16 protein-coding genes and 1 pseudogene are annotated in these 18,874 nt (G+C 67.4%); 13 read left to right on the top strand and 4 right to left on the bottom strand.

The annotated features are described in order from the left end of the window. Positions 1 to 346: 346 nt before the first annotated feature. The 4 genes from ACFTZB_RS05855 (at position 347) to nrdF (ending at position 4,330) form a co-directional block, all read left to right on the top strand. Positions 347 to 580 (top strand): redoxin NrdH, encoded by a 234-nt coding sequence (locus ACFTZB_RS05855; protein ID WP_005240286.1) that lies wholly within the window; start codon positions 347 to 349, stop codon positions 578 to 580. An 88-nt stretch (positions 581 to 668) separates the two neighbouring features. Further along, positions 669 to 1,145, top strand: a complete 477-nt coding sequence (gene nrdI / locus ACFTZB_RS05850; protein ID WP_087556616.1) for a class Ib ribonucleoside-diphosphate reductase assembly flavoprotein NrdI — start codon at positions 669 to 671, stop codon at positions 1,143 to 1,145. After that, the gene (gene nrdE, locus ACFTZB_RS05845; RefSeq protein ID WP_378430534.1) at positions 1,103 to 3,286 is read left to right on the top strand and encodes a class 1b ribonucleoside-diphosphate reductase subunit alpha; all 2,184 of its coding nucleotides are present in this window, start codon (positions 1,103 to 1,105) and stop codon (positions 3,284 to 3,286) included. Before nrdI ends, nrdE begins: the two co-directional genes overlap by 43 nt. 78 nt (positions 3,287 to 3,364) lie before the next feature. Then, positions 3,365 to 4,330, top strand: coding sequence for a class 1b ribonucleoside-diphosphate reductase subunit beta (gene nrdF, locus ACFTZB_RS05840; RefSeq protein ID WP_015890191.1), 966 nt, complete (start codon positions 3,365 to 3,367; stop codon positions 4,328 to 4,330). A gap of 75 nt (positions 4,331 to 4,405) precedes the next feature. Here the strand turns inward: nrdF and ACFTZB_RS05835 are convergent, their stop codons facing one another. Genes ACFTZB_RS05835 through ACFTZB_RS05825 form a run of 3 tightly spaced genes read right to left on the bottom strand, consistent with a single transcriptional unit; the run spans position 4,406 to position 6,995 of the window. Then, the gene (locus ACFTZB_RS05835) at positions 4,406 to 4,879 is read right to left on the bottom strand and encodes an NUDIX domain-containing protein (protein WP_378430533.1); all 474 of its coding nucleotides are present in this window, start codon (positions 4,877 to 4,879) and stop codon (positions 4,406 to 4,408) included. Between the two features lie 8 nt (positions 4,880 to 4,887). Then, a complete protein-coding gene (locus ACFTZB_RS05830; RefSeq protein ID WP_378430532.1) occupies positions 4,888 to 5,955 on the bottom strand; it encodes an iron-siderophore ABC transporter substrate-binding protein in 1,068 nt (355 codons plus the stop codon). A 35-nt stretch (positions 5,956 to 5,990) separates the two neighbouring features. Beyond that, the gene (locus ACFTZB_RS05825; protein ID WP_378430531.1) at positions 5,991 to 6,995 is read right to left on the bottom strand and encodes an ABC transporter substrate-binding protein; all 1,005 of its coding nucleotides are present in this window, start codon (positions 6,993 to 6,995) and stop codon (positions 5,991 to 5,993) included. A 313-nt stretch (positions 6,996 to 7,308) separates the two neighbouring features. Here ACFTZB_RS05825 and ctaD point away from each other — a divergent pair, with 313 nt between their 5' ends. The 4 genes from ctaD to ACFTZB_RS05805 all read left to right on the top strand — a co-directional run bounded on the left by ctaD (position 7,309) and on the right by ACFTZB_RS05805 (position 11,984). Then, a complete protein-coding gene (ctaD, locus tag ACFTZB_RS05820; RefSeq protein WP_005240299.1) occupies positions 7,309 to 9,099 on the top strand; it encodes a cytochrome c oxidase subunit I in 1,791 nt (596 codons plus the stop codon). Positions 9,100 to 9,203: 104 nt separating this feature from the next. Beyond that, positions 9,204 to 10,424, top strand: coding sequence for a phosphoserine phosphatase SerB (gene serB, locus ACFTZB_RS05815; RefSeq protein WP_015890195.1), 1,221 nt, complete (start codon positions 9,204 to 9,206; stop codon positions 10,422 to 10,424). Next, on the top strand, positions 10,421 to 11,200 hold the full coding sequence (locus tag ACFTZB_RS05810) for an aminoacyl-tRNA hydrolase (protein WP_378430530.1): 780 nt from the start codon (positions 10,421 to 10,423) through the stop codon (positions 11,198 to 11,200). The genes serB and ACFTZB_RS05810 overlap by 4 nt, the downstream gene beginning before the upstream one ends. Before the next feature lie 82 nt (positions 11,201 to 11,282). Further along, positions 11,283 to 11,984 carry a YitT family protein gene (locus ACFTZB_RS05805; RefSeq protein WP_378430529.1) on the top strand — a complete coding sequence of 234 codons (702 nt, stop codon included), beginning with the start codon at positions 11,283 to 11,285 and terminating at the stop codon, positions 11,982 to 11,984. Positions 11,985 to 12,004: 20 nt separating this feature from the next. On the opposite strand, the pseudogene glgX reads toward ACFTZB_RS05805, so the two are convergent. Next, positions 12,005 to 13,966: pseudogene (gene glgX, locus ACFTZB_RS05800) on the bottom strand (glycogen debranching protein GlgX); the annotation flags it as partial. 83 nt (positions 13,967 to 14,049) lie between these two features. On the opposite strand from glgX, the gene ACFTZB_RS05795 reads away from it, so the two are divergent. The 5 genes from ACFTZB_RS05795 to ACFTZB_RS05775 all read left to right on the top strand — a co-directional run bounded on the left by ACFTZB_RS05795 (position 14,050) and on the right by ACFTZB_RS05775 (position 18,816). Continuing rightward, positions 14,050 to 14,874, top strand: coding sequence for an ABC transporter ATP-binding protein (locus ACFTZB_RS05795; protein ID WP_378430528.1), 825 nt, complete (start codon positions 14,050 to 14,052; stop codon positions 14,872 to 14,874). Positions 14,875 to 14,950: 76 nt separating this feature from the next. Continuing rightward, positions 14,951 to 15,793: an NUDIX hydrolase gene (locus tag ACFTZB_RS05790; RefSeq protein ID WP_378430527.1), complete on the top strand. Its 843-nt coding sequence runs from the start codon at positions 14,951 to 14,953 to the stop codon at positions 15,791 to 15,793. 57 nt (positions 15,794 to 15,850) lie between these two features. Beyond that, positions 15,851 to 16,630 (top strand): enoyl-CoA hydratase/isomerase family protein, encoded by a 780-nt coding sequence (locus tag ACFTZB_RS05785; protein ID WP_124392720.1) that lies wholly within the window; start codon positions 15,851 to 15,853, stop codon positions 16,628 to 16,630. Positions 16,631 to 16,685: 55 nt separating this feature from the next. Further along, a complete protein-coding gene (locus ACFTZB_RS05780) occupies positions 16,686 to 17,657 on the top strand; it encodes a class I SAM-dependent methyltransferase (RefSeq protein ID WP_378430526.1) in 972 nt (323 codons plus the stop codon). A 1-nt stretch (position 17,658) separates the two neighbouring features. Further along, positions 17,659 to 18,816: a class I SAM-dependent methyltransferase gene (locus ACFTZB_RS05775; protein ID WP_378430525.1), complete on the top strand. Its 1,158-nt coding sequence runs from the start codon at positions 17,659 to 17,661 to the stop codon at positions 18,814 to 18,816. Positions 18,817 to 18,874: the final 58 nt, after the last annotated feature.

Raw genomic sequence — 18,874 nt, 5'->3', positions numbered from 1 at the left:
GTCGTCGGAGGTGACGTAAGCTCCCGCGAGCCTCCAGTGCACGAGCGCGAATTCAGGGGTGTCCCGCGTCACGCCGAAAATGTGATGTGCGACACGCCGGAGCGAGCACGAAATTTGTGGTCTGCGGGATGACGACCAGGGAATTTCATCAATGTGACTCACAACATCTCGGGTTAAGTGTTTCTGTCGGCCACTAGGTGTAGTGTCTTGAGCACTGAGAGACCACAACGAGAACCGACTCGGTGAGCATCTCCATCGGGGGTCACCGCCATCTCGATCAGGGGAAGTCTCAGTGCGCTGAACACACACTTCGTCAGCTCCATTCGGCAGTGGAAAGAGGGACTTCATGAGCATCACCGTCTACACCAAGCCCGCTTGCGTTCAGTGCAATGCCACCTACCGGGCCCTCGACAAGGCGGGTATCGAATACTCCGTCGTCGACATCACCGAAGACCCCGAAGCCCGGGACTACGTCATGGCACTGGGATATCTGCAGGCGCCCGTGATCGTGGCCGGTGACGAGCACTGGTCGGGCTTCCGCCCCGACCGCATCAAGACCCTCTCGGCAAACGCTGCTTGAAGCGAGGCGATCGCACCGCCCGAGGCGGAGGACGAGCCGATTCCCGGACGGAAGTAAACGGTAGTACTAGTCCAGATGGTGGAAACCGATGACATCGCTGGTGTACTTCTCCAGCGCCTCGGAGAACACGCACCGATTCGTCCAGCGGCTCGGGCTGCCTGCGACGCGCATACCCATTCATGACCGCGAGGGCACCTTCGAGGTGCACGAACCCTATGTGCTGATCCTCCCGACTTACGGCGGGGGGACGACGGCCATGGGCCGCGACACCAGTTACGTCCCGAAGCCGGTCATCCGATTTCTCAACAACACACACAACAGGTCGCTGATCCGAGCAGTGATCGCGGCGGGAAACACCAATTTCGGTGAATCCTATTGCTTTGCAGGAAATATCATCTCTCAGAAATGCCACGTTCCCTACCTCTACCGCTTCGAACTCATGGGCACAGCCGAGGACGTCGAGCGGGTGAAGGCCGGTCTGGGTGAATTCTGGGATCACTTAGACGACGAGGAGCACGAGAAGTGGCGCCGACCATCACAGACACCATCGACGCGGGGAGCGTAGAGCGCGACGCGCGCGGTGGAGACTCGACGAACGGTCTCGATTACCACGCGCTCAACGCGATGCTCAACCTGTACGGGCCCAACGGTGAGATCCAGTTCGACAAGGACCGCGAGGCCGCGAACCAGTACTTCCTCCAGCACGTCAACCAGAACACCGTCTTCTTCCACAACCAGGACGAGAAGCTGGACTACCTGGTCAAGGAGAACTACTACGGGCGTGAGGTCCTCGACCAGTACACCCGCAACTTCGTCAAGACGCTGATCGACCACGCCTACTCGAAGAAGTTCCGTTTCCCGACGTTCCTGGGCGCGTTCAAGTACTACACCTCGTACACGCTCAAGACGTTCGACGGTAAGCGGTACCTGGAGCGTTTCGAGGACCGTGTCTGCATGGTCGCCCTGACGCTGGCCGCGGGCGACGAGGACCTGGCGACCAAGCTCGTCGACGAGATCATCGCCGGCCGCTTCCAGCCGGCCACCCCGACCTTCCTCAACTCGGGCAAGAAGCAGCGCGGCGAGCCCGTGTCCTGCTTCCTGCTGCGCATCGAGGACAACATGGAGTCGATCGGCCGCTCCATCAACTCCGCACTGCAGCTGTCCAAGCGCGGCGGCGGAGTTGCGTTGCTGCTCAGCAACGTTCGTGAGCACGGTGCACCGATCAAGAAGATCGAGAACCAGAGCTCCGGGGTCATCCCGATCATGAAGCTGCTCGAGGACTCCTTCTCCTACGCCAACCAGCTCGGTGCGCGTCAGGGCGCAGGCGCAGTGTATTTGCACGCGCACCACCCGGACATCTACCGCTTCCTCGACACCAAGCGCGAGAACGCGGACGAGAAGATCCGCATCAAGACGCTGTCTCTCGGCGTCGTCATCCCGGACATCACGTTCGAGCTGGCGAAGAAGAACGAGGACATGTACCTCTTCTCGCCGTACGACGTGGAGCGCATCTACGGCAAGCCGTTCGCGGACATCAACGTCACCGAGAAGTACTACGAGATGGTCGACGACAAGCGCATCCGCAAGTCGAAGATCAAGGCACGCGAGTTCTTCCAGACCGTCGCCGAGCTGCAGTTCGAGTCCGGTTACCCATACATCATGTACGAGGACACCGTGAACCGCGCCAACCCGATCGCGGGCAAGGTCACCCACTCGAACCTGTGCTCGGAGATCCTGCAGGTCTCCACGCCGTCGCTGTTCAACGACGACCTGTCCTACAGCCACATCGGCAAGGACATCTCCTGCAACCTCGGTTCGCTGAACATCGCGAAGACGATGGACTCGCCGGACTTCGCGCAGACCATCGAGACGTCGATCCGTGCGCTGACCGCGGTCGCCGATCAGACCTCCATCGACTCCGTCCCGTCGATCCGGAAGGCGAACGACGAGGGTCACGCCATCGGACTCGGGCAGATGAACCTGCACGGATACCTGGCGCGCGAGCGGATCCACTACGGCTCCGACGAGGGCATCGATTTCACGAACATCTACTTCTACACCGTGGTGTTCCACGCGATCCGGGCGTCCAACGAGATCGCCAAGGAGCGCGGCACGTACTTCGCGGGCTTCCCGGAGTCCAAGTACGCGTCCGGAGAGTTCTTCGACAAGTACACCGACCGGGTGTGGGAGCCGGAGACCGAGCGGGTGCGGCAGCTGTTCGCCGATGCGGGCCTGCACATCCCGACCCAGGACGACTGGCGTGAGCTGAAGGCGTCGGTGCAGAAGCACGGCATCTACAACCAGAACCTGCAGGCGGTGCCGCCGACCGGATCGATCTCCTACATCAACAACTCCACCAGCTCCATCCACCCGGTGGCGTCGAAGATCGAGATCCGCAAGGAAGGCAAGATCGGCCGCGTCTACTACCCGGCGCCGTACCTGACCAACGACAACCTGGAGTACTACCAGGATGCCTACGAGATCGGGTACGAGAAGATCATCGACACCTATGCCGCCGCGACGCAGCACGTCGACCAGGGGCTGTCGCTGACGCTGTTCTTCAAGGACACCGCCACCACCCGCGACATCAACAAGGCGCAGATCTACGCGTGGCGCAAGGGCATCAAGACGCTGTACTACATCCGGCTGCGTCAGCTCGCGTTGGAGGGTACCGAGGTCGAAAACTGCGTCTCCTGCATGCTGTAGTGCGGCTCCGCCGCCCGTGAGTACTTGTTAACCGCCGGCGGTTAACAAGTACTCACAGCCGAACGAAGTGAGGAATCAATGGTCAAGCTGGTGAGTCGCGTATCCGCGATCAACTGGAACCGCGTCCAGGACGAGAAGGACGCCGAGGTGTGGGACCGTCTCGTCGGCAACTTCTGGCTGCCCGAAAAGGTGCCGGTGTCCAACGACATCCCGTCGTGGGGCACGCTCACGGCGCAGGAGAAGCAGCTCACGATGCGGGTGTTCACGGGGCTGACGCTCCTCGACACCATTCAGGGCACCGTGGGCGCCGTCAGCCTCATCCCCGACGCCATCACCCCGCACGAAGAGGCGGTGTACACCAACATCGCGTTCATGGAGTCGGTGCACGCGAAGAGCTACAGCTCGATCTTCTCGACGCTGTGCTCCACCCGCGACATCGACGACGCCTTCCGCTGGTCCGAGGAGAACCCGAACCTGCAGCGCAAGGCCGAGATCGTCATGGACTACTACCAGGGCGACGAGCCGCTCAAGCGCAAGGTGGCGTCCACCCTGCTCGAGAGCTTCCTGTTCTACTCCGGCTTCTACCTGCCGATGTACTGGTCGTCGCGGGCGAAGCTCACCAACACCGCCGACCTCATCCGCCTCATCATCCGTGACGAGGCTGTGCACGGGTACTACATCGGCTACAAGTACCAGAAGGGTCTCGAGCAGCTCACCGAGGCCGAGCGCGACGACCTCAAGAACTACACGTTCGAGTTGCTCTTCGAGCTCTACGACAACGAGGTCGACTACACCCAGGACCTCTACGACGAGGTGGGCCTCACCGAGGACGTCAAGAAGTTCCTGCGGTACAACGCCAACAAGGCGCTGATGAACCTCGGCTACGAGGGTCTGTTCCCGAAGGACGAGACGGACGTCAACCCGGCGATCCTGTCGGCGCTCTCACCCAACGCCGACGAGAACCACGACTTCTTCTCCGGCTCGGGCAGCTCGTACGTCATCGGCAAGGCCGTCAACACCGAGGACGAAGACTGGGATTTCTAGAACGAACTTTTCGCGTCGCCCGATGTCACACCGGTCCGGTTCTGCTGCACCGGTGCGGCATCGGGCGAAGTGCGTTCAGCGGCGGAACCACGCCTCGGGGACGTCCTGCAGCGCCTTGTCGAGGCGCAGCCGCGACGACGGGGTGAGGTCGTCCGGCAGCGACTCGGGGGAGAACCAGGCCACGTCGTGGTTCTCGTCGTCCGTCACGGCGGCCTCCCCGCCGACGTACCGGGCGAGGAAACACACGTCGAGGTACTGGGCGACGTCGCCGTTGGGGTAGGTGACCGGGTCGGTGACGTCGACGCTCGTGATCCGGACCAGTTCGGCGTCCACACCGGTTTCCTCACGGATCTCCCGGAGCGCGGCCGGGCCGGGTTCCTCCCCGGGTTCGAGGATGCCGGACACGACCGCCCACTTGCCGTTGTCGACGCGCCGGGTCAGCAGCACCCGCCCGCCGTCGTCGCGCACCACGACGCTGACCCCGGACAGCCACAGCGGTGCGGTGCCGACGTGGCTGCGCAGGGCGGTGACGAACTCGGGTACGGGCATCGAGCCTCCTAGCCGACGTAGCCGTTCAGCGTGTTCCGCAGGTCGGTGAGCATTGCGCGCGCGGCGACGACGCCGTTTCCGCCCCACACGTCGCCCTCGACGGCGAAGACCCGCTTGTCGGAGGCCGCCTCGAGATCTTCCCAGGCTTCCCCGGACATGACGTCCTCCGCGTGCGCGGTGCCGTCCTCGCCGTCCAGGACGGCGTAGATCAGGTCGCCCTCGGCCTGGTCGATGTCGGCTTCGGAGATCGGTTCGGTGACGGCGCCGTCGAGGTTCTGATAGGCGGGCCGCCGCACCCCGGCGTCCGTGAGGACCTGGCCCGCGAATGTGGCCGGACCCTCGACCTCGATGCTGTCGGCGTCGAAACGGACGACGGACGCCTGGGTCTGCGCGGCATCGATGTCGATGCCGAGTTGCTTCGCGTCCTGCTGGTACTGCTCGAGTGCCGCGGTCGCCGCGTCGGCCCGGCCCAGTGCGTTGCCGGCGAGGAGGAACTGCGCTTTCCAGTACACGGGGTCGGAGCCGACGAACACGGTGGGCGCGATGGGGGAGAGCGCGCCGTACAGCTGGTCGGACGCCGGACTCGATCCGAGGATCAGGTCCGGGTCCGCCTGCGCGATCCTGTTGACGTCCGGGGCGTCGACGGATCCGACGCTCGGAATCTCGGAGACGCCGGTGCCGAGGTAGCCGGGCTGCGGCGAATCGCCGTCGAGGGTTGCCGCGCCCACCACGTTCTCCCACAGGCCGAGGGCGCACACCGCGTCCAGCGCGGCGCTGTCGAGGACCACGATCCGCTGCGGATCGGACGGGACGTCGCTCTCACCCTTCGTGTGGACCACCCGGTGCGTCGAGCCGGCCGCGAGTGAGGCGTCGACCGGGGCCGGCTCGGCGCAGGCCGTCGTGGTGTCCCGCTCGATGCCGACCACGCCGGCCCCGGCGATCTGCGTGGTGGTCCGGACGATGGACGCTGCGGGATCGTCGTCGGACGGTTGAGAGCAGCCGGCCAGCGTGAGCGCGGCGACGGCAGCGACCAGACCGGTGGACGCGCGGCGGGCGGAAAACCTACGAGGGGACAATTCGGCGACTTCCTGTGTGTGCGGGCGCGTTCAGGTTAGCCGCTGTGCTTGTCCACCCCGAACGTGTCCGACAGGTCGTCGAGGATCAGGTGCGCGCCCTGAACGCTGACCGGCGTCATCCAGCGGGCGTCGTCGACGTCGACCTTGCGTCCCTTCAGCGTCTGCCACAGCGGGCTCTCCAGGAACGGCTTCGCCGCTTCGGCGCTCTTGCCTGCCGGGTCCTGCCAGGTGCTGACGAAGATGACGTCGGCCTCCGCTTCACTGATCAGTTCGGGGCTGACGGCCTGCATGATGTTGTCCGGGTCGGCAGGATCGGGGCCCTGGCTCTGCGGACGTGCCAGCCCGGCGTCCGCGACGACGATCCCGCTGAACGAGGTGGTGCGGTAGAGGCGTGCCGTCGGCTCGCCCGCGAACCGGACGACCGAGATCACCGGATTCGACGCCGTCCCGTTGATCTCGGCACCGACGGCGGCGGCCCGCTCTTCGTAGGCGCCGATCTTCTGCTCCGCGAGGTCCTCCTTGCCGAGTGCCTTGCCGACGAGCCGGATGTTGTCCTTCCACGTGGGCCCGGTCGTCTCGGTGAAGACGGTCGGCGCGATCGCCGACAGTTGCTCGTAGTTCTTTCCGTCGCGCACCTCGGCGGAGATGATCAGGTCGGGTTGCAGCGCGGCGATCTGCTCGAGGCTCGCGCTGCTGACCTTGCCCACGGACTTCGCATCCGCCGCGTACTCGTCGCGGGTGGTGCCGAGGTAGTCGGGCAGGCCCGGTTCGCGGTAGTCGACGTACCCGACCAGGGGCGCCTCGAGGAGGAGGACGGCGTCGGTGAAGCTGTTGTCGAGTGCCACGATGCGCTGCGGTGCGGCCGGGATTTCGGTGCTGCCGCGGAAGTGGTCGACGGTGCGGGGGAACTGTCCGGTCGACGACGTGGTGCCGGCGGCGGCGGAGTCGTCGCCGCTGGAGCAGGACGTGATCGAGAGGGTGGCTGCCGCGGCCAGCGCGACCGCGCCGGCGACGACCCGGCGGCGGGAGAGAACGTTCACATGGAGCTCCTGATAGAAGTTAGGTGAGCGAAACCTTAACAGCCCGGTTCCGGCGTGCCGGAGCCTCCGCGGGACCGCCTCGACCGCCCCCCACGCGACACGCCGGACCGCGTGACAGTGAGCACTCCCCGGTGCTCCCCGGTGGAACAAACCGCAGGTCGACCGCGCCCCGGTTTGCTCTGAGTCCGGGTAAGTACGACAGTGGGTAGGACCCAGTCGGAGGCCGCAGAGGGCACGGTCTACGATTCGATGAGCGCAAGCCAGAGACCGTTCGCCTCGCAGCCCGGGGTCGGACGCGCATTCAGGAGGATCAGTGACTGCCGTAGCGCCCCAGCCAGTCCCCGCGATAGCTGCAGCCAGGCCTTACCCGCCGCGGCAGGGACCCAAGGGCTCGTTCATCTTCAAAATGATTACGACCACCGACCCCAAGGTGCTCGGAATCATGTACTTGACGACCTCGATCGCGTTCTTCCTCATCGGTGGTCTCATGGCCCTGATGATGCGCGCCGAGCTCGCTGTGCCCGGTATGCAGTTCTTGTCGAACGAGCAGTTCAACCAGCTGTTCACCATGCACGGCACGATCATGCTGCTGCTGTACGCGACGCCGATCGTGTTCGGGTTCGCCAACTACATCCTGCCGCTGCAGATCGGCGCCCCCGACGTGGCGTTCCCGCGACTCAACGCGTTCAGCTACTGGCTGTACGTGTTCGGCGCGATCATCACGACCGCGGGCTTCATCACCCCCGGTGGAGCCGCAGACTTCGGCTGGACCGCCTACACGCCCCTGACGAGTGCGCTGCACTCCCCGGGCGTCGGCGCCGACCTCTGGGTCATGGGCCTCGCGGTCGCCGGCCTCGGCACCATCCTCGGTGGTGTCAACATGATCACCACCGTCATCTGCCTGCGTGCCCCCGGCATGACGATGTTCCGGATGCCGATCTTCACGTGGAACATCTTCATCACCAGCATCCTGATTCTGCTGGCGTTCCCGCTGCTGACCGCCGCATTCATGGGTCTGTTCGTCGACCGTCACCTCGGTGGCCACATCTTCGACCCGGCCACGGGTGGTGTGCTGCTGTGGCAGCACCTGTTCTGGTTCTTCGGTCACCCCGAGGTGTACATCATCGCGCTGCCGTTCTTCGGCATCGTCTCGGAGATCTTCCCGGTCTTCAGCCGTAAGCCGGTGTTCGGTTACAGCGGCCTGGTCTACGCGACCCTGGCGATCGCCGCGCTCTCCATCGCGGTGTGGGCTCACCACATGTACGCCACCGGCGCCGTGCTGCTCCCGTACTTCTCGTTCATGACGTTCCTGATCGCCGTCCCGACGGGTGTGAAGATCTTCAACTGGATCGGCACCATGTGGAAGGGCCAGTTGACGTTCGAGTCGCCGATGCTGTTCTCGATCGGCTTCCTCATCACGTTCCTCTTCGGTGGTCTGTCGGGCGTCATCCTCGCGAGCCCGCCGCTGGACTTCCACGTCACGGACACCTACTTCGTGGTCGCCCACTTCCACTACGTGGTCTTCGGCACCGTCGTGTTCGCCACCTACGCCGGCATCTACTTCTGGTTCCCGAAGATGACCGGTCGCATGATGGACGAGCGTCTCGGCAAGTGGCACTTCTGGACCACGTTCATCGGCTTCCACGGCACGTTCCTCGTCCAGCACTGGCTGGGTAACGAAGGCATGCCCCGTCGCTACGCCGACTACCTGCCCTCGGACGGGTTCACGTTCCTGAACTCGTTCTCGACGATCTTCGCGTTCGTCCTCGGTGCGTCGACGCTGCCGTTCATCTGGAACGTCTTCAAGAGCTACCGGTACGGCGAGGTCGTCACCGTCGACGACCCGTGGGGTTACGGCAACTCCCTCGAGTGGGCCACCAGCTGCCCGCCGCCGCGGCACAACTTCACCGAGCTGCCGCGCATCCGCTCCGAGCGTCCCGCGTTCGAGTTGCACTACCCGCACATGGTCGAGCGGATGAAGGCCGAGGCGCACGTCGGACCGGGCCACGGTGGCAAGCACGCCAGCACCGTGCTCGAGAAGGAACGTCACGAGCCGCTGACCGTCGGCGACGAAGGCGACCCCGGCACCGACACCGGTCGCTGACACATCAGTGTGAGAAAGGCCCCGCCCCGGCAACGGGCGGGGCCTTTGACTTGGCACAATGGGTGCCGGACAAGCCGCGCGAGCAACATGATCGGAGTACATCGGTGGGTGCAGCTGACACCACTGTCCTGGTGACCGTGACGGGCCCCGACCGACCCGGCGTCACCTCGGTGCTCTTCGGGTCGCTCTCCCGCCACGACGTGAGCCTTCTCGACGTGGAGCAGGTGGTGATTCGTGGGCGACTGACCCTCGGTGTCCTCGTGGCGTGCCCCGAGAACGGGGAAGCGCTGCAGGAGGAGCTCGAGGAGGCGATGGCCACCGTCGGGATGTCGGTGGACGTCGAGATCGGTGCGGATCCGGGCAGGCAGTCGCTGTCCACGCACGCCGTGGTCGTCCTCGGCAGCCCCGTGTCGGCTCGCGCGCTGCGTTCGGTGGCCCGGGAGATGGCGACCCTCGGGGTCAACATCGACTCGATCCGCGGAGTCGCCGACTACCCGGTGACGGGCCTCGAACTCCTGGTGAGCGCTCCCGGCACGGCGGAGGCGGACAAGAGTCTGCGCACCGTGCTGGCCGAGGTGGCCGTGCGGGAGAACGTCGACATCGCGGTCGAACGCGGAGGCCTCGCCCGTCGCGCCAAGCGGCTCATCGTGTTCGACGTCGACTCGACGCTCGTCCAGGGTGAGGTCATCGAGATGCTCGCCGCCCGGGCGGGAGTCGAGGACGAGGTGCGTGCCGTCACCGAGTCCGCGATGCGTGGGGAGATCGACTTCACCGAATCCCTGCACCAGCGGGTCGCAACCCTCGCCGGGCTCGACGCGTCCGTGATCGACGACGTCGCGGACGGTCTCGAGCTGACACCGGGCGCCCGCACCACCATCCGGACGCTCCGCAGGCTCGGCTTCCACTGCGGTGTGGTGTCCGGCGGTTTCCGGCAGGTCATCGAGGGGCTGGCCCACGAATTGGAACTCGACTTCGTGCAGGCAAACACGCTCGAGATCGTGGACGGCAAGCTCACCGGCCGGGTGATCGGCGACATTGTCGACCGGGCGGCGAAGGCGACCGCGCTGCGCAAGTTCGCCGGTCAGGTCGGCGTCCCGATGGAACAGACGGTGGCGGTCGGCGACGGCGCCAACGACATCGACATGCTCAACGCGGCCGGCCTGGGAATCGCGTTCAACGCCAAGCCCGCGCTACGGGAGGTCGCGGACACCGCGCTGTCGCACCCCTTCCTCGACGCCGTGCTGTTCATCCTCGGGGTCACCCGCGACGAGGTCGAGGCCGCCGACGCGGTGGACGGCGTGGTGCGACGAGTCCCGCTGCCGTGACGGAATCGTGCCGCGACGCGGTCGCCGGGGAGGCCGGCGCCGATTCCGGGTGGGCGGCGCGTCACGCCGTCCTCGCGGCCGGATACGGCGGCCGGCCGGATCCGGACGACCCGGCGCAGGTCCTCGCCATGCCGATCGTGCTGCACATCCCGAAGGCCGACCCCCCGCCGCGCACTGCCCTGCTGGAGGCAGCCGCAACCGCGACGGTGGCATTGTGCCTCGACCCGCGCGTCGGCCCCGACGAAACGGGCGCGCCCGGACCGTGGCAGGCGGACTACCAGGCGTGGGTGGGGTCCCGGATCCGCAAGGTGTCGCGGCGGGCGCGGGGCGCCGGCTGGCGGGCGGCGCAGGAGGTCGACGGGATCACCGTCGACGTCGACGGTGCGCAGGCCCGCGCGCTCGTGCCCGTTGCCGTGGGCGCGCTCGATCCCCGCATCAGAAAGCTGCAGATCGGCGGCACCGACCTCGACCACGACGATCCCGGGGAGATCCCGGACGGCGTTCCGGTGCTGTGGATCAACTCCGTTCTGGACATGACTGTCGGGAAGGCCGCCGCGCAGGTCGGTCACGCGTCGATGCTGCTCGCCGGCGCGATGACCACCGAACAGGCCCGCGCCTGGGCGGCCACCGGCTACCGCTGCGCCGTGCGTGACGCCGACGTCGGATTGTGGGAGACGCTGACCATCGAGGTGGTGCGGGGCAGGGCGATCGCGGTGCGCGACGCCGGCTTCACCGAGGTGGCACCCGGATCCATGACCGTGATCGCCTGCCCCTGAGAGCAGCGGCCGACGCGTCGACAGTCCAGTGACGCCGTCATGGCTATGGGGTACCGCCCTGGTTCACGACAGACTGGTGGTCATGCTCGCTCGACGCCTGATCGCACTGTTCGCCGGACTGTGGCTGTACGGCTTCTCGATGGCCATGATGATCACCGCCGGCCTCGGCCTCGACCCGTGGGACGTGTTCCATCAGGGCGTCGCCGGCCGCACGCCACTCAGTTTCGGCGCCGTGACCGCGTTGACCGGCGTTGTGGTGCTCGCACTCTGGATTCCGATCCGCCAGAAACCAGGATTCGGCACGGTCGCCAACGTGGTGGTCGTCGCGGTGTCGGTGGACACGTCGCTGGCGTGGCTCGAACCTGCCGACTCTCTCGCCGTGCGGATCGCGGTGATGCTCGGTGGTGTCGTCCTCAACGCGCTCGCCACCGTGCTGTACATCGGTGCGGGGATGGGCCCGGGCCCGCGGGACGGCCTCATGACCGGGCTGGTCGCGCGGACCGGGCTGTCGGTGCGGGTGATCCGGACGTCGATCGAGGTGACCGTGCTGGCCACCGGCTGGGTGCTCGGTGGCACCGTCGGGGTGGGCACCGTCGTCTACGCGCTGGGCATCGGCCCGCTCATCCAGTTGATGATGCGTGTCGGCGGCATCTACCCGACCGCGCGGAAGGCGAGCAGTGCGGGACCGGACACCGGGATCGTGGCGTCGCCGGAGATCGGGCCGCCCGGTTCCGGTGCACCGTCCGGTGAGGCCGAGTCGAACTCGGCGAGCACCGTCCCGTAGAACCATTCGGGACACCCCAGGGTGATCGCGGCAGGCCCGCCCGAGTGGAAGACGAGAAGCCAGCTGTCGTCGGTGAGCTGGTGCCCGTCCTCGGTGTGGGAGCGGATGTCGGAACCGTCGATCCACGCCTGGAGGGTGCGCCGGGAGTCGTCGTGCCACGCCGAATCGTCCATCTCCGCGCCGTCCGCGCCGAACCACACCAGGTCGGGATGGCCGGTGGGTGTGCGCCTGCCCTCGAAGAATTCCGGCTGACGCAGGGCGGGGGAGGCGCGCCGGAGATCGAGGGCGCGGGTGACGAACGCGACGAGCGCCGGATCCCCGGCGCTCCAGTCGAGGGGCCAGGAATCTTCGCGCGGAGTGCCGTCGGGAACGCAGTACGCGTTGTTGTTGCCGCCCAGGGTGTGACCGAATTCGTCGCCGGCGGTGAACATCGGTGTGCCGGTGGACAGCGCGAGGGTGGCCAGCAGCGCGCGGACGTGCCGGGACCGCGCCTCGGTGACCGCCGGGTCGTCGGTGGGGCCTTCGACGCCGTGGTCGACGGAGTCGTTGAAATCGGCGCCGTCCCGATTGTCCTCGCCGTTGGCTTCGTTGCGTTTGCGGGTGTACGACACGAGGTCCGCTGCGGTGAACCCGTCGTGGGCGGTGACGAAATTGACGGAAGCCCAGGGGCGCCGGGTGCCGAAGACGTCCTCCGAGCCCGCCACCCGGGAGGCGAGTTCGCGTACCCCGGTGCCGCCGTTCCAGAACTGCCGAACGGTGTTGCGGTACTTGTCGTTCCACTCGGACCACTGCGAGCCGAAGTGCCCGACCCGGTATCCGTCGGGTGTGGCGTCCCACGGTTCGGCGATCAGTTTGCAGCGCGAGAGAACGGGATCCGCGGTGATCGCGGAGAAGATCGCAGCGCGGGAATCGAATCGGCCGCCGCCGGGCCGGCCGAGCGCGGACGCGAGGTCGAACCGGAAACCGTCGACACCCATCTCGTGCGCCCAGTAACGCAGGCTGTCACCGATCATCCGGACGACGACGGGCGACTGCGCGTCGACGGTGTTCCCGCAACCGGTGAGATCGATGTCGCGGCCCTCAGCGTCGAGGAGGTAGTAGCCGGGCGCGTCGAGGCCGCGCCAGCTGAGGCTGATGCCGTCGACGCTCTGTTCGCAGGTGTGGTTGTAGACCACGTCCAGAACGACCTCGATCCCCGCGGCGTGGAGCGCGTCGACCATGGTGTGGAACTCGGCGATCTCCTCGCCGGGCACCACCGCGTACCCCGGGTGGGGGGCGAAGAACGCTGCGGTGGAGTATCCCCAGTGATTGCGCATCCCCCGCGAGCGGACGGTGGCCTCGGAGACGTACGCCTGCACCGGGAGCAGTTCGACCGCGGTCACGCCGAGGCGCACGAGATGACCGACGACGGCCGGTTCGGCGAGACCCAGATACGTTCCGCGGTACCGCGGCGGCACGTCGGGGTGCCGTGCGGTGAACGACCCCACGTGGAGTTCGTAGACAACGGTTTCCTCCCACGGCCTTTCGATGCGTGGTCCGCTCGTGCGGGCGTGGTCGGCCGTCACCACCGACAGTGGTGTGTGGCCGAGGCTGTCGATGAGCGACGGGCCGCCGAACGGGTCGCCGTCGTGGGAGAGCAGCGCCTCGTGGTCGCCGAGTTCGCCGGTGATGCGTGTGGCCCACGGATCCAGAAGTAGTTTGGCGGGGTTGAGGCGAACGCCGCACGCGGGATCCCAGCGACCGTGCGCGCGGTAGCCGTAGCGCTGCCCAGCACCGACACCCTCGACGACGCCGTGCCAGATGCCGTACGTCCGCTGGACCAGGTCGATCCGGGTCTCGTCGCCCCCCTCCGAAATCAGGCACACCTGTACCAGTTCGGCGTCGGGGGCGTGGACGGCGAACTGCGTTCCGGTGCCACGCACTTTCGCTCCCAGGGGAAACGGCGACCCGGGCAGCCGCAGACTCGGCGGGAGGGACGACATCTCGCCGGGGTACGGATCGATGTGAGGCGACACGCAACTGATCCTGCCGTGAATGCCCGGAAGATGTGCGGGAAGATGGGTCCGTGCATGAACCTGATCCTGATCTCCTCATCGAATTCGACGACGTTCTCCTCCGCCGCGGGGGCAACACTCTGGTGGGCCCGGTCACCTGGAAGGTGGAACTCGACGAACGATGGGTCGTCCTCGGGCCGAACGGGGCAGGGAAGACGTCGTTGCTCCGCATCGCGGCCGCCGAACTGCATCCCACGAGCGGAAGCGCCTACCTCCTCGGTGAGCGGCTCGGCCGCGTCGACATCAACGAACTGCGGCCGCGGATCGGACTGTCCTCCTCGGCCCTCGCGAACCGGGTGCCGTCCGAGGAGGTCGTGAGCGATCTCGTCGTCTCCGCCGGCTACGCGGTGCTCGGGCGGTGGCGTGAGCGCTACGACGACATGGACACCGACCGTGCCGTCGAGATGCTCGAGAGCCTCGGCGCCGAACATCTCGCCAAGCGGACCTACGGCACGCTGTCCGAGGGTGAGCGCAAGCGCGTCCTCATCGCCCGTGCGCTGATGACCGACCCGGAACTGCTGCTGCTCGACGAGCCCGCCGCCGGGCTCGACCTCGGTGGGCGCGAGGAACTCGTCGCGCGTCTTACCGACCTCGCCGCCGACCCCGACGCCCCCGCGACGGTCCTCATCACCCACCACGTCGAGGAGATCCCGCCGGGATTCACCCACGCCATGCTCCTCAAGGAGGGGGCGGTGGTCTCGCAGGGTCTCCTGGACCAGGTCATCACGGCCGAGAACCTCAGCGAGGCGTTCAGCCAGTCCATCAGCCTGGACAAGGTGGACGGCCGGTTCTTCGCGCGGCGGACCCGCGCCCCCGGCGCGCACCGGAGAGGCTGAGGACCGGACTGGTCGGCGCGACCCGCGCAGGGGACCGACTGCGACGCGCGTCACCCGGCGGCGTAGGTTCCGAGGCATGGTCTCGAAGCAAGAGCAGACGCCCCGCGACAGTACCGACGTGGCGCCCAAGGACGCGTCCACCGTCATTCTCATCCGTGACGCCGCGGCAGGTGCCGCGGCGTCCGGCATCGAGGTGTTCCTCCTCCGGCGGGTGAAGGGGATGGCGTTCGCCGGCGGCATGACGGTGTTCCCCGGCGGCGGCGTCGATCCGTCCGACGCCGAGGCCGAGGTCGACTGGGCGGGCCCGTCCGTCGACTGGTGGGCCGGGCGGTTCTCCACCGACGCGGCGCACGCGAAGGCGCTCGTGTGCGCGGCGGTGCGCGAGACGTTCGAGGAGTGCGGCGTGCTCCTCGCGGGACCGAGCGCGGACACGGTCGTGGCGGACACGTCGCGGTACGCGCAGGCCCGTACGCAGCTCGAGTCGCGCGAACTGTCGTTCAGCGACTTCCTGAAACGCGAGAGCCTCGTCCTGCGGGCCGATCTGCTGCGGCCCTGGGCCAACTGGATCACCCCGGTCGGTGAGGGCCGCCGTTACGACACGAGGTTCTTCGTGGCCGCCGCGCCGCAGGGCCAGATCGCGGACGGCGCGACGTCCGAGGCCGAGGAGGTGCAGTGGCAGAGTCCGGCCGCGGCGCTCGCGCACTGGCAGGGCGGCGGAAGCATCCTGCTGCCTCCGACGTGGAGTCAGCTCACGGCGCTCAGCGCGTTCGGCTCGGTCGCGGACGTGCTGGCCGCGGAGCCGGAGATTCCGGTGATCCTGCCGACGCTGATCACCGGCGAGGAGCAGCTTCGCGTCGAGTTCCCGGGACAGGACGGCTACTACGAAGCCGGTCCGCATCCGTGGGCGTCGCGCGGCTGATCGCGACGGGACGGGCCGCGAAACCGGGTCGGAGGCAGACAAGTAGCCTTTTGCCTCATGGCTGAGTTTGTCACCCTCGAGGTATCCGAAGGCATCGGCACGATCCGGCTCGCGCGCCCCCCGATGAATGCGCTGAACCGTCAGGTTCAGCAGGAGTTGCGGGCCGCGGCGCGGGCGGCGACCGTCGACTCCGACGTGAAGGCCGTCATCGTCTACGGCGGCGAGAAGGTCTTCGCTGCGGGCGCGGACGTGAAGGAAATGTCCGAGATGGAGTTCGGGCAGATGTCCGACGTGATCGGCGACCTGCAGTCCGACCTCGCGGCGGTCTCCGAGATCCCGAAGCCGACCGTCGCCGCCATCACGGGGTACGCGCTCGGCGGCGGCCTGGAGGTCGCGCTGTCTGCGGATCGGCGCATCGTGGGAGACAACGCCAAGCTCGGCGTGCCGGAGATCCTGCTCGGCATCATTCCCGGAGGCGGCGGCACCCAGCGCCTCGCCCGGCTGATCGGACCATCCAAGGCCAAGGATCTGCTGTTCACCGGCCGGTTCGTCGACGCCGAGGAGGCGCTGGCGATCGGCCTGGTCGACGAGGTCGTGGCACCGGACGACGTGTACGAGGCGGCGCGCACCTGGGCATCGCAGTTCACGAAGGGCGCGGGCCGCGCACTGGCCGCGGCCAAGGCTGCCGTCGACCGCGGGCTGGACGTCGACCTGGGCACCGGCCTGGCGGTGGAGCGTCAGCTGTTCACCGCGCTGTTCGCCACCCGGGACCGGAAGATCGGGATGGAATCGTTCATCGAGAACGGCCCGGGTAAGGCTCAGTTCACGGGCGAGTAGTCTGAAGCCCGAAACTAGAACCTGTTCACTCTTACCAGCGAGTAGGATTTGCCGCATGACTGCAAGCGCCCATGACGACCCAGCTCCTCATCCGCACGCCACCGCCGAAGAGGTCGAGGCTGCGCTGAAGGACACCAAACTGGCCCAGGTGCTCTACCACGACTGGGAAGCCGAGACGTACGACGAGAAGTGGTCGATCTCGTACGACGAGCGGTGCATCGACTACGCGCGCGGACGTTTCGACGCCGTTGCGGGCGATCAGCCGCTGCCCTACGAGCGGGCGCTCGAACTGGGCTGCGGCACCGGATTCTTCCTCCTCAACCTGATGCAGGGCGGGGTCGCGAAGACCGGTTCGGTCACGGACCTGTCGCCCGGCATGGTGAAGGTCGCGCTCCGCAACGCCGAGGGCCTCGGTTTGTCCGTCGACGGCCGCGTCGCCGACGCCGAGACCATCCCGTACGAGGACGACACGTTCGACCTCGTCGTGGGACACGCGGTCCTGCACCACATCCCGGACGTCGAGCAGTCGCTGCGCGAGGTTCTGCGCGTCCTCAAGCCGGGCGGTCGCTTCGTGTTCGCCGGCGAGCCGACCACGATCGGGAACTTCTACGCCCGCTGGCTCGGCCGCGCGACGTGGGAGGCCACCACCCGGATCACCAAGCTGCCGTTCCTCGCCGACTGGCGTCGCCCGCAGGCGGAACTGGACGAGTCCTCCCGCGCCGCCGCGCTCGAGGCCGTCGTCGACCTCCACACGTTCGATCCGAGCGACCTCGAGAAGATCGCGAAATCGGCAGGCGCCGACCAGGTGCACGCGGCCACCGAGGAATTCGCCGCCGCTCTGCTCGGCTGGCCGGTCCGCACGTTCGAGGCCGCGGTGCCCCCGGAGAAGCTGGGCTGGGGCTGGGGACGTTTCGCGTTCACCGGATGGAAGACGCTCAGCTGGGTCGACGAGAAGCTTCTCCGGCACGTGGTGCCGCGGGGCTTCTTCTACAACGTCATGATCACCGGCGTGAAGCCCGGCAACTGAATTGGGCTATGCGTTCACTCCCGGGGACGTGGAGTTCCTGCAGAGTGCGGACGGGGCAGGCGCTCTCGCGGAAGTGGACGCGCTCGCCCTGACCGCGTCGACGCGCCTGGCCGACATCGGCCGGGCGCGTACGCGTTTCGGCGCGCGCGTGGCGTTGCTGGTGGAGACCGTCCTGCTGCGGCGGAAGGCGGCCGCCAAACTGCCCGGCACCGAAACCTGGTTCTTCACCGACGACGCACTGCAACAGGCGACCCCGCGTGCGGTCGCCGCGCACCGGGCGACGCGGCTGACGGACCGGAACGTCCACGACGTCACCTGTTCCATCGGTGCGGAACTCGACGCGGTGGTCGGGACGGCGGCGACGGTGATCGGCAGCGACCTCGACCCCGTCCGGCTCCTGATGGCGCGGCACAACGTTCCCGGCGCGACGGTGGTGCGCGCCGACGCGCTCGTCCCGTGCACCCGCGGCACCGTCGTCCTCGCGGATCCGGCGCGACGGTCCGGCGGCAGGCGCACGCACGATCCCGCCGCGCTGGAACCGCCGCTGCCCGATCTGATCGATGCGTACCGCGGACGCGATCTGGCCGTGAAGTGCGCCCCCGGACTCGATTTCGACCGGCTCGGCTGGGACGGCGAGGTGGAGGTGGTGTCCCTCGACGGCGGTGTGCGCGAGGCCTGCCTGTGGTCGCCGGGGCTGTCCGGCGACGGTGTCACGCGGCGGGCGAGTGTGCTCGGCTCCGACGGATCCGCCTGGACGGTCACGGACGCCGAGGACGACGACATCCCCGAACGCGCTCCGGGGGAATGGATCGTCGACCCGGACGGCGCCGTCGTGCGTGCGGGACTGGTGCGGCACTACGCCGCCAGGCACGGGCTGTGGCAGCTCGATCCCCGGATCGCCTATCTCACCGGCGATTCCGTTCCTGACGGTGTGCGGGGCTTTCGCATCCTCGACCAGGTGAAGTATTCGGAGAAATCGCTGCGGCAGGAACTGGCCCGTCACGATTGCGGTGCGGCGGAAATCCTGGTGCGCGGCGTCGACGTCGACCCCGCGGTGCTGCGGCCCAAGCTGAAGCTGCGTGGAAGCCGTTCGCTCAGTGTGGTGATCACGCGGATCGGCCGGTCCGGTGTCGCTTTCATTTGCGCTTCGCGCCCGTGAGTACTTCTCAACCGCCCGCGGGTGAGCAGTTCACACGGGTCAGCGGAGGGCGAACCGT

This window comes from Rhodococcus sp. NPDC057014 (assembly GCF_042673295.1).
Lineage (GTDB): Bacteria > Actinomycetota > Actinomycetes > Mycobacteriales > Mycobacteriaceae > Rhodococcus_F.
The sequence above is the reverse complement of the archived record's forward strand: the minus strand, read 5'-3'. Positions and strand labels throughout refer to the sequence as shown.

Bases quoted from the DNA above. Each gene is read 5' to 3' on its own strand.
- ACFTZB_RS05835 (WP_378430533.1), bottom strand. From the start codon at position 4,879: ATGCCCGTACCCGAGTTCGTCACCGCCCTGCGCAGCCACGTCGGCACC.
- ACFTZB_RS05855 (WP_005240286.1), top strand. From the start codon at position 347: ATGAGCATCACCGTCTACACCAAGCCCGCTTGCGTTCAGTGCAATGCC.
- nrdF (WP_015890191.1), top strand. From the start codon at position 3,365: ATGGTCAAGCTGGTGAGTCGCGTATCCGCGATCAACTGGAACCGCGTC.
- ACFTZB_RS05785 (WP_124392720.1), top strand. From the start codon at position 15,851: ATGGCTGAGTTTGTCACCCTCGAGGTATCCGAAGGCATCGGCACGATC.
- ACFTZB_RS05790 (WP_378430527.1), top strand. From the start codon at position 14,951: ATGGTCTCGAAGCAAGAGCAGACGCCCCGCGACAGTACCGACGTGGCG.
- nrdI (WP_087556616.1), top strand. From the start codon at position 669: ATGACATCGCTGGTGTACTTCTCCAGCGCCTCGGAGAACACGCACCGA.
- ACFTZB_RS05780 (WP_378430526.1), top strand. From the start codon at position 16,686: ATGACTGCAAGCGCCCATGACGACCCAGCTCCTCATCCGCACGCCACC.
- ACFTZB_RS05805 (WP_378430529.1), top strand. From the start codon at position 11,283: ATGCTCGCTCGACGCCTGATCGCACTGTTCGCCGGACTGTGGCTGTAC.